We start from the raw sequence: 10,229 nt of genomic DNA, 5'->3' as shown, positions 1-10,229 counted from the left end.
CGCCCATCATGCCGCCATTCATTCCGCCCATGCCTCCCATCATTCCGCCCATGCCTCCCATCATTCCGCCACGGCCGCCATTCATTCCGCCCATCATGCCACCGCCCATACCGCCATTCATTCCGCCGCCCATGTTTCCGAAGCGTTGGGCAGAAACAGAAAGAACGGTCACCAGCATTGTGGTGAGTAAAGCGATCTTCATAGTAGAATTGTTGCGGTTCATACCGTCGGTAAAATCTAGTTCGGATTTTCAAAATCCACAAGGCTTTTGCCCCATTAATTGCACTTTAATTATTTCGAGTTTCCCTCCCAGCTCATAAGTTATTCACAGCATCCGGCGTGCCAGCGCTTCTTGATCAGACGGTATTTTCCCCAAATTGTTTCAATTATGACAAAAAACGACAAAAAAACTGGCGTTTCGTCGGCTTGTGTTGTGGAACCGTTTCATTTATATTCGGCAAATGAGGCCGATTCTTGCGTTTTTTTTGTGCAATTTCTACTTTTTTGCTATTCCTGCAGAGCGTGGAGCGGTGGCTACGGTGGATCCATTAGCAACGGATGCGGCGGTGCGGGTGATGAAAAATGGCGGAAATGCCATTGATGCGGCGGTGGCGGCGGGGCTGACTTTGGGGGTGGTAAATGGGTATAACTCGGGCATTGGCGGAGGTTGCTTTATTGTGGCGCGACTGGCGGACGGGCGGGTGATTACGATAAATGGCCGGGAGACGGCTCCGGCGCGGGCGCATCGGGATATGTATTTGCTCGAGGGCAAGGCGGATACGGAGCTGAGTCAGTTGGGCGCGTTGGCGAGTGGGGTGCCCGGGGCGTTGGCGGCGTATGCGCGGCTGGCGAAGGCGCACGGGAAGTTGCCGTTGCGGGTTCATTTGGAAACAGCGGCCGATGTCGCCGAAAAGGGCTTTGCAATTCCGATGGCGTACGCGGGGCGCATTCGGGCGACAGCGAAGGGATTGAAAAAATTTCCCGCGAGCGGGGCGTTGTTATTTAACGCGGACGGGTCGCCTAAGGCGGCAGGAGATTTGCTGAAGCAACCGGACTTGGCGCGGACGTATCGCGCGATTGCAAGCAATGGGACGGAGTGGTTTTACGGCGGGCCTTTTGCGCGGCGGACGGAGGTGTGGATGAAACAAAACGGCGGCATCATGTCGGCCAAGGATTTTGCGAATTACAAAACCACTTCGCCGCCGCCGGTGCGGACGACTTATCGCGGTCACACAATTTTGGGTATGCAACCACCCAGCTCGGGAGGGGTGCACGTGGCGCAAATTCTCAACATCCTCGAGCAATTCGATCTTGGCAAAATGGATTCGGAGTCGGCCGATTTTTATCACGTCATCGCTGAGGCAATGAAGTTGGCGTTTGCCGACCGCGCGCATTGGCTGGGCGATCCGGCCTTCGCCAAGGTGCCACGCGGGTTAGTGGACAAGGCATACGCGAAGCAACTTGCCGCGCGCATCTGCATGAACCGCGCCACTCCGGTGAAAACGCACGGCACGCCGCCGCGATCCACAGATCATTTGTACGGAAAACACACCACGCATTTTTCCTGCGCGGATGGAGACGGCAATTGGGTAGCCGTCACCGCCACGGTGAACACCAGCTTTGGCAGCAAGGTGATTATCCCCGGCACGGGGGTGATCATGAATAATGAGATGGACGATTTCTCCATCGCACCCGGCGTGCCCAACGCGTTTGGATTGCTGGGCGCGGAAGCCAACGCCGTGGCGCCGGGCAAACGGCCGCTCTCGAGTATGAGCCCCACGATTGTTTTGAAGAACGGCAAACCCATCCTCGCCGTGGGCGCCGCGGGCGGACCGACAATCATCACCCAAACGCTGTTGGCCATTATTCACACGATTGATTTCAATCGGCCCTTGAAGGAAGCACTGGCGCAGCCGCATTTTCATCATCAATGGGCCCCCGATCAAATTCGCATTGAACAAAAGGCAGGCGAGAGAGTGTTGGCCGAATTGCGGAGGCGCGGGCACGCACTGAAAGTTTATAACCGGATGGGAGCCACGCAGGCGGTGAGTTTGCGCGATGGCAAGTTCGAGGCGGCGCATGACCCGCGCCTCAGGGGCAAAGCGGTGGCATACTAAGCTGGAAATTTTGCGTAATTAATAACGAGCACTCCATTGCTCTCCATATAAGTTGACCTGTTTCCACCTTTGCCCCATTTTTTGTAAATGAAACACGCCTTATTCATAAGCTGCATCCTAATTGTAGGCCTTGTAGGCTGCGGCAAGAAGGGCTCCGGCTCACTCTCGGAAGAATCCAAATCGCTTACCAAAGTAGAGCTGCCTGAAATCCCGCCGCCTGGGGTAACACGCGGGCCAAAAATCACGTTAGCCGAGGCCAGAACGGTCGCCAAAAAATTGCAAGCGGCCGTGGAGGCGAATGATACTGAAATGGCCTTGCAAGTAATTGATTTCGACAACCTAATTCGCCACGGTTTACCGAACCACCTGAATGGCACGCAACAGGAAAAACAAATTGTCGCGGGCGCTCGGGCCAACTTTGATGAAGCGATTCTGCGTGGCTTGAACGCGAGTGATTACCAGTTCCTTAACGCTTCAGAGACACCAGATGGTGCGCAGTCTATCATGCGGGTCCTCTCGAAAGACGGTGGCCTCAATTATCACCGCCTTGTGCTGGGGCGCAATACGCAGAATAAACCGTGTGTGGTAGATTTGTTTGTGTACCTGTCAGGAGAACCACTCAGCCATACCTTTGGCCGCCTAATTACACAATCAATGCCCAGCACGAACTCGCCGAACGCCAAGGCCAGGCAAGCCGCCAAGCAATTCCAAGATATGTCGATGGCCGTGCGAAGTGGCAACCCAACTCAAGCCCTCGCCATTTATGACAGCATGCAACCAAAATGGCAGCAGCAGAAAACAATAATGCAAACGCGGATTATGGCGGCCAGCCAAGTTGCTGTCAGCAACGCACGAAAAGGGCTGCCGATGGGTGATGGCTACCGCAAAGCCGTGCAGGATTTTCAGCACGCCTTTCCAAATGCAGAAAATTTGGCACTGACCCTGATTGATTTCCATCATTTGAATAAAGATTTCAAACAAGCGCGCGCTGCCGTGGATCAGCTCGATAAACAGATTGGGGGGGATCCATTCCTGAATTTATTGCGAGGCAACATTGCCTTGGCCCAAGGCAAGAAACAAGCCGCCAAGGACTTCTACATTCAACTCATCAAAGACATGCCGAAAAATGTGACCCCGTACACCTCTCTTATTGGGCTAGCTATGGCAGACAAAGATTTCAAAGAGGTCACTCGTTTGCTAATAAGTGCGGAGGAAAACACGGACATACGGTTTGACCCTGACTTCAATGGAGCGAATGACTACAAAGAATACATTGCCTCGCCGGAAAATGAGAAATGGAAGGCCTACAAAAGAGGAGAAAAATAGACTGAGAAGTTGTGCGTCTAATTTAGATGGAAGCCTGTTGTTTTATTAGCAGTTTAAGCCGCCAGAGTGATAATTTTCTCAATGAGTTTAGGATAGTCAATCCCTGCCTTCTTCGCTGACATCGCGAAGTCCTCATCGCGAGCGAGCATCGGGTTGGGGTTGGCCTCGATAAAAATAAATTCCCCTTCCGGCGTCAGCCGCAGGTCCAACCGCGTGTAGCCGTTGAGGTTGAGCGCGCGATAAATATTTTTGCACTCCACCTCTAACCGCCTTTGATCAGCAGCAGGAAGCGGAGGTAGGAAACGACTGCGAATACCCCACCGCTCGCGGTAAGCCTCATCCCACTTCACGCGATAGCTGGCGAAGCGCGCTTGCGGCGGCACGTCGCGGCCCCACACCATCTCGCGCGCGGGCAGGCATTGGAGGCGGTCGTTGCCGATGACGCCCACGTAAATTTCGCGGCCCTCAATGTACTCCTCCACCAACGCCTCTTGCCGAAAACGTTCGTGCACAAAGCACACGCGGTTCACCAACTCGGCCTCATTATTCACCACGCTTTTGAGGCTAATGCCTTGGCTCGCCTCCTCGCGGGCGGGCTTCACGATGAGCGGAAATCGCATCCCTTCCGCCAACCGAATGAGCCGACCCGGCTGCTGCACCATAAAGCGCGGCACGCGCACCTCGTGATAGCTCAGTATTTTTTTGGAGATCGCCTTGTCCTTGCACAGCGTGATGCCGGTGGAGCCGCAACCGGTGACGGGTAGTCCTTGCAATTCCAAAAACGAAGTGATTCGGTTTTCGTTCCCCAATGAATTGGCGAATTGCTCCACCATATTAAAAATCACATCCGGCTGGTAACGCTCGATCATATCGCGCACCAGCCCGGTGTCGTCATGCACGCCGAGCATCGCGAAGGGATACCCCAGCGCCCGCAATGCACTGAGCACGTGCCGCTCGGTTTTCCAGTCTTCCGATTTCAGATCTTCGGTGTAATCGTCATCAATGCCCGTCGGTTCGCCCACGTCGAACAGCACCAGCACCTTCGGCTTTTTGGCCATTACCTTGCCCATTGATCCCCTCCTCCCCGTTTGTGAAATAGCGCCGTTGAAAATCAGCGCGTCTGTTTGAACCGTCCGGTAAACCGGTGGTTCATTACGAGCGATGTTATATACGAAACCAACTGCGAAGGCAATTCTGAATCATGCGGATTAGCTGCTAACTCCAGCTCCTCCGCGCGATCGGCAAGGTCACTGAGCAGTTCGTTCACGCGATATTTCGGTTCACGCGTCCATTGACTTACCGCCCCCACGATGTTCCGCCGCCCCTGCCGCATCAACCGCGCCGCGGTGATGTGCCCGTTTCTTTCCACCGGCATCGCCACAAACAACTGCCGCAAATCCGCATCATAAAAATCCGGAAACGTCTCCGCATACGCCTTTTGTTTGCGTCGATAATAGGTCCGCAACTTCAGCCGCAAACTACTTTCCGTCGCCGCGCGGTACGCCTCCAAATGCACCGGATCCTTCCCGGCCAACGACTCCATCAGTTCTTCCACATACTCCAGCTTGCGCAACGCCGGCCAGTCCGCGTACTTTCGCCGCCAACGATTCCCCGGCGCGAGCCACACTGCGAACGTCTCCGCCCAATCCTCGTCCGGATGCATCTGCGCGTAGCCGCCATCCAAGTGCACCACGTACGACCGGCTATACCCCCGTGGCCGATATGTCTCCGGATACTCCTGCGAAGCCAACCCGAAATGCTGCTGCCATTTCTTCTTACGTTGCAACTTGTACGCGTACGAATACGCGTGACCCGCCTCGTGCCGGAGCAACTTCATGCATTCATTGCGCGTGCCACCTTCCACCTCCAGCACCATCTTACGCTCCAGCTTTCGCAGCCGGTCATCAAATAAATAAAACGGAATAAAAATCGCCGCGCAGCCCTCAGGACAAAACCATTCATCACCGATATGACACGGCGGCATCAGCGCCAATCCCTTCGCCTCCAGCTCGCGGTACAGTTGCTCGATGCAATCGGCCACCACTCCGTCTATGTGCAGCCCGAGACCGCTGATGCGACGCTCCAACAATGCCTCATCATCAAGGCTGCGCCAGTTGGGTTGTGCGGTCATCACCATGGTGGAAGGCGATGGTTTTAGAGCCAGCACAGCCACTGGCCAAGTGTAAAATGATTGCCCCCTCAATTGCGACACGAGGTCTCACCTCGCTGCGAACCGCCAAATCACTCGTTGGTTATTCCGTCACTCCTTAAGCGCGTCCAGTTTACCATTCACGAGCTTCGTTTTTGGATGGTTTGGACCCAGTTTCTTGAAGAAAATTGCATAGGCTTTCTCCCAATACTCCTTGGCCTTGGCCAAATCCTTCTCGGTTCTGTAGACCGAAGCCATGTTGTGGTAGCTGATGGCCACAGAGGGATGCTCCGGACCCAGTTGTTTGAGCCGGATCGCCAGGGCTTTCTGGTGATGCTCCATTGCCTTGTCGTCCTCCCCTTTCTTATGGTGCACAAATCCGATGTTGTTGTAGCTGGAGGCCACCCGAGGATGCTCCGGACCCAGTTGTTTGAGATTAATCGCCAGAGCTTTCTGGTAATGCGCCAGTGCCTTGTCGTCCTCGCCCTTGATATCGTGCACCACCCCGATGTTGTTGTAGCTGGTGGCCACATCAGGATGCTCCGGCCCCAGTTGATCGAGATAAATCGCCAGGGCTTTCTGGTAATGCGCCAGTGCCTTGTTGTCCTCGCCCATCTCGCGGTGCACCTCCCCGATGTTGTTGTAGCTGCCGGCCACAAGAGGATGCTCCGGCCCCATTTGTTTGAGAAAAATCGCCAGTGCTTTCTGGTAATGCGCCAGCGCCTTGTCGTCCTCGCCTTTCTTGCGGTGCACCATCCCGATGTTGTTGTAGCTGGTGGCCACATCAGGATGCTCCGACCCCAGTTGTTTGAGATCAATCGCCAGTGCTTTCTGGTAATGCTCCAGCGCCTTGTCGGATTGGCCGGCATTATTCAGGGCGAATCCTAGCTCATTGTGCAGGTAGGTTAATTGCACCCAGTTAGGCGCGGGCTTGGCTTCTTCAGCGGCGAGTTCATAGGTGTACAACCGCACCGCCCCTCGATAATCGCCTGCCTCACGGGCCTTTTTGGCCGTCTCCATCCCGGGCGTCAACGTGGCCTTAGTCGGTGCCACTTTCGGTTTGGCTGGCTGCTCCGGTGCTGTCTTCCCGCAGCCCATCAGCAAGGCAATGGACAACGGGGCAAGGAAGCAGATGAGTTTGGTCGGGTTGAACATCACACCCAAATCTTAACAAGCCGGTGAGTTGGCTGTCTATTTTAAAGCCAGCGGGAGTTTATAATGGACCCGCCCAGAAACCCGATTTATTCGGCCAGTGAATAGCATCGGATCACGCGGTCATTACGCAGGTAGATGCTCTTGTTTGCGAAGGCGGGGTGACTCCAGACCAGCTGACGGCCACGTGCGGTGTTGGTGGGGGCGATGAGGTTGGCACGGCTGATCTCCTCGTAGCCCTTCGGGCTGAGCTTGGCGATAATGAGGTCACCCTTTTCGTTGTGAATGAAAAACCGATCCTGATGCTTGACGATAAAGGCATTGGCCCAGCGGCCCTCGCCCTTGGTGACAGGGGCAAAGGTTTCCCAAACGCGCACGCCGGTGGCGACCTTAATGCAGCGGAATTGGCCGTAGCTGCACACGCCGTAGATATGGCCGTCCTCGATGAAGGGCGTGCACATGATGGCGTGGAGCTGCTGGGTAACGCGCTCGCTGCGGCCAGTAGCCCGCCATTCCACTTTCGCGCGTGGGGCGTCCTTGGCAAGGCGCATCATCAGCGGGCCGTTGTAAAATGAAGTGATGAACAGTAGATCGCCGTGCAGGCGCGGGGTGGGGATGGAAAGGCCGGAACGCACACTGAAAGGTTCGGTCCAGTGGAGCTTGCCGGTCTCGGGATCAATGGAATTAAGCGCGCGCGGATGCCAGATGATGAGCTGCCGCTGGCCGCCGGCTTTGAAAATCATCGGCGGGCAATAGCCCAGATCCGGTCCGGGCAGCACGCGCCACAATACTTTGCCGGTCATTTTGTTAAACGCAATGGTGGTGCCTTCTTCGCCGCCGCCAAGGCAAATGAGTTTATCGCCATCCACCAATGGATGCGCGGCGAACCCCCACACGGGCGTCTTTGTGCCAAAGTCTTTTTTGAAATCGACCTGCCAGAGCACCTTGCCGTTCTCCGTGCTGAGGCAAAAAAGATTTCCCATCGCGCCCAGCGTGTAAACGCGGTTGCCATCAACGGTGGGCGTACAGCGCGGCCCGGCCGGATAGCTAATCGCGTAGGGACAATCGTACTCGTGTTTCCACAAGAGCTTGCCGTCGGCTTCGTTCAAGCACAGCACGCGTTCAGTGCCCGCTAATTGGCCGCGGGCAAAAGGATTAGCCGGATTCTTCGTCCCTTTTGATAACTGCCGATCCAGCACATACACGCGCCCCTTGGCCACTGCCGGCCCGGCGTAGCCGCCCCCGATGTCCGCCTTCCAACGTAGCTTGGGCACGCCATCGAATTTTTGAATAATCCGCTCCTCGCGCCAAACTCCATCGCGCTGCGGGCCAAGCCATTGCGGCCAGTCGTCGGCAATTACGCTGAATACAGTTATGGAAAGGAGAGAAAGAAAACATCCACGAATTTGCATGGCTGCAGAATGCCGCGCGCAAGCCTACCGCGCAATGGAATTAAGGCGTACCACCAGGAGCGGGGGGCGTCGTCGTTGTCCCGGGCGCAGGCGCGGGGGGCGTGACGAGGTTGCCGGCGATTTTGAATTCGAGGAACTCGGCTTTGTCGGCGGTGTTATCGAGCACCAACGCTTTGAACGCCCAGCGGACGCCGGGTTCCAAGGTGGCGATTTGGTCGGACACGGTGCCGACGTTTTGGCCGGCCGCATCGAGCACATTGAACGCCACAGACACGTCGGTGAGCGCGTTGGGGCTGATGTTCTCCACTTCGCCGGTGACGGCTTTGGTGCCCTGATCGGTATCGGTGGCAAGAGCGAAAGAATGCAGCGTCAAATCCCCGTGCGTAATCGCCGTCGCGGCGGTGGGTGCGTTAGTAGAGACAACGGGCGGCGCATTGGTGGCGCCGATGGCGGCCTCGGCGGCTTTACGCCGGGCCTCATCGAGATCCATTACTTTGCCTTCCCACTCGAGGGCGAGGTTTGAGGATTGCTCATTCAAGAGCGCCACTTCGCGACCCACGGAAAGGTACCGCGGCGACCCCTTGGGCAGCAGCAATTGTTGCGACCGAATGACATTCAGTTTTTCGTTCAGTGCATGCATTGTGGCGTTGAGATCGGTGAGTGCTTTTTCCTGCAACTCCACCTCCGTCAACACCCGCGGCGAGCCACAGGCGACTAACAAACCCACCACGCCCAAAACCCCCAATGAATCCCAAAGCCTCATCCGCGCAGCGTATCGGATGCGCGGAAAAAATTCAAGCCGCGATCCGGTCACTTCCGATGCACGGCCTTGTCATGACGGCCCGTTTCCGGTAGCATTTCGCGCATGACCCCCCGGATTGAACGCGACGTGACGGTGAGTTGGCGGCATCAGGTTTTGTTTACGCAAAATATCTTTGATGCGGAAAACGTGGTGCTGCGCGATACGCTGTCGGACGAGCCGGGGGCCGGGCCGCGTAAGGTGTTGCTGGTGCTCGACGAAGCGCTGGCTAAGGCGCGGCCGACCTTGGTAAAGGAGATCCAAAGTTATTTCAAAGCGCACGCCGATGTGCTGAACCTGGTCAGCGCGCCTTTCGTGATGGAGGGCGGCGAGCGCACGAAGAATTCATATTTCCACGTCAGCGAAGTGCAATCGCAGATAGATCGTTTCCACATTGACCGCCATTCGTATTTGATCTGCGTGGGCGGTGGGGCGTTGCTGGATATGGTGGGCTTGGCGGCGGCCACGGCGCATCGTGGCATCCGGCACGTGCGGATTCCCACCACCACCCTCAGCCAAAACGATTCCGGCGTGGGCGTGAAGAACGGCATCAATGCCTTTGGCAAAAAGAATTTCATCGGCACCTTCGCCCCGCCCTTCGCGGTGATTAATGATTTCCAAATGCTCGCCACCCTCACCGCGCGCGACAAACGCAACGGCTACGTGGAGGCCGTGAAGGTCGCCTGCATTCGCGATGCAACGTTTTTTGATTTGATCGAAACCGACGCCGACGCGCTGGCCGGCTTTGAGCCCGCCGCGATGCAACGCCTCATCCATCGCTGCGCCGAGCTACATATGAACCACATCGCGACCAGCGGTGACCCATTCGAAATGGGCTCGGCGCGTCCGCTGGATTTCGGCCATTGGGCGGCACACAAACTGGAACAAATTTCCGAATACCGCCTGCGCCACGGCGAGGCGGTGGCGATCGGTATCGCGCTTGATTGCATTTACGCACGCGACTGCGGCCATCTCAATGCCACCGCGTGCGATCGGATTCTGCGTTTGTTGGAGCGATTAGGGTTTTCTTTGTGGAGCCAGGATTTGACGCACGAAACCGAGGACGGTCAACTGGTGGTGCTTAAAGGCCTTGAAGAATTCCGAGAACATCTCGGCGGCCAACTCACCGTCACGCTGCTGCGCGCCATCGGCGAAGGCTTCGAGGTGCACGAAATGAACACCCCAAAAGTCCTCGCCGCCATCCACGAACTCCGCGCCCGCCACGAAGCGGATGGTGACCAAAAAATAATTCCCGCGAATGGCTGAATTGCAAT

Annotated in this window: 9 protein-coding genes; 3 read left to right on the top strand and 6 right to left on the bottom strand. The window is 56.3% G+C overall.

From position 1 onward, the window contains the following. On the bottom strand, positions 1 to 202 hold a 202-nt coding region (locus H8E27_15280; protein MBC8326981.1), incomplete at its 3' end, for a hypothetical protein. A gap of 259 nt (positions 203 to 461) precedes the next feature. Here H8E27_15280 and ggt point away from each other — a divergent pair. Both ggt and H8E27_15270 read left to right on the top strand, forming a co-directional pair. Continuing rightward, a complete protein-coding gene (ggt, locus tag H8E27_15275) occupies positions 462 to 2,117 on the top strand; it encodes a gamma-glutamyltransferase (GenBank protein ID MBC8326980.1) in 1,656 nt (551 codons plus the stop codon). An 87-nt stretch (positions 2,118 to 2,204) separates the two neighbouring features. Further along, the gene (locus tag H8E27_15270) at positions 2,205 to 3,443 is read left to right on the top strand and encodes a hypothetical protein (protein ID MBC8326979.1); all 1,239 of its coding nucleotides are present in this window, start codon (positions 2,205 to 2,207) and stop codon (positions 3,441 to 3,443) included. Between the two features lie 53 nt (positions 3,444 to 3,496). On the opposite strand, the gene H8E27_15265 is transcribed toward H8E27_15270, so the two are convergent. The 5 genes from H8E27_15265 to H8E27_15245 all read right to left on the bottom strand — a co-directional run bounded on the left by H8E27_15265 (position 3,497) and on the right by H8E27_15245 (position 8,919). Then, complete coding sequence (locus H8E27_15265) at positions 3,497 to 4,501, bottom strand: ATP-grasp domain-containing protein (GenBank protein ID MBC8326978.1); 1,005 nt, start codon at positions 4,499 to 4,501, stop codon at positions 3,497 to 3,499. A 53-nt stretch (positions 4,502 to 4,554) separates the two neighbouring features. Beyond that, complete coding sequence (locus H8E27_15260; protein ID MBC8326977.1) at positions 4,555 to 5,616, bottom strand: putative zinc-binding metallopeptidase; 1,062 nt, start codon at positions 5,614 to 5,616, stop codon at positions 4,555 to 4,557. Positions 5,617 to 5,703: 87 nt separating this feature from the next. Then, positions 5,704 to 6,747, bottom strand: coding sequence for a tetratricopeptide repeat protein (locus H8E27_15255; protein MBC8326976.1), 1,044 nt, complete (start codon positions 6,745 to 6,747; stop codon positions 5,704 to 5,706). Positions 6,748 to 6,833: 86 nt separating this feature from the next. Next, positions 6,834 to 8,156 carry a PQQ-like beta-propeller repeat protein gene (locus H8E27_15250; protein ID MBC8326975.1) on the bottom strand — a complete coding sequence of 441 codons (1,323 nt, stop codon included), beginning with the start codon at positions 8,154 to 8,156 and terminating at the stop codon, positions 6,834 to 6,836. Between the two features lie 40 nt (positions 8,157 to 8,196). Further along, positions 8,197 to 8,919 carry a hypothetical protein gene (locus H8E27_15245; protein ID MBC8326974.1) on the bottom strand — a complete coding sequence of 241 codons (723 nt, stop codon included), beginning with the start codon at positions 8,917 to 8,919 and terminating at the stop codon, positions 8,197 to 8,199. Positions 8,920 to 9,021: 102 nt separating this feature from the next. On the opposite strand from H8E27_15245, the gene H8E27_15240 reads away from it, so the two are divergent. Then, positions 9,022 to 10,221 carry a 3-dehydroquinate synthase gene (locus H8E27_15240; protein ID MBC8326973.1) on the top strand — a complete coding sequence of 400 codons (1,200 nt, stop codon included), beginning with the start codon at positions 9,022 to 9,024 and terminating at the stop codon, positions 10,219 to 10,221. Positions 10,222 to 10,229 lie beyond the last annotated feature (8 nt).

Source organism: Limisphaerales bacterium (assembly GCA_014382585.1).
In the GTDB taxonomy this organism is placed as follows: Bacteria; Verrucomicrobiota; Verrucomicrobiia; order Limisphaerales; family UBA1100; genus JACNJL01.
This window is presented reverse-complemented; position numbering and strand designations above follow the sequence as displayed.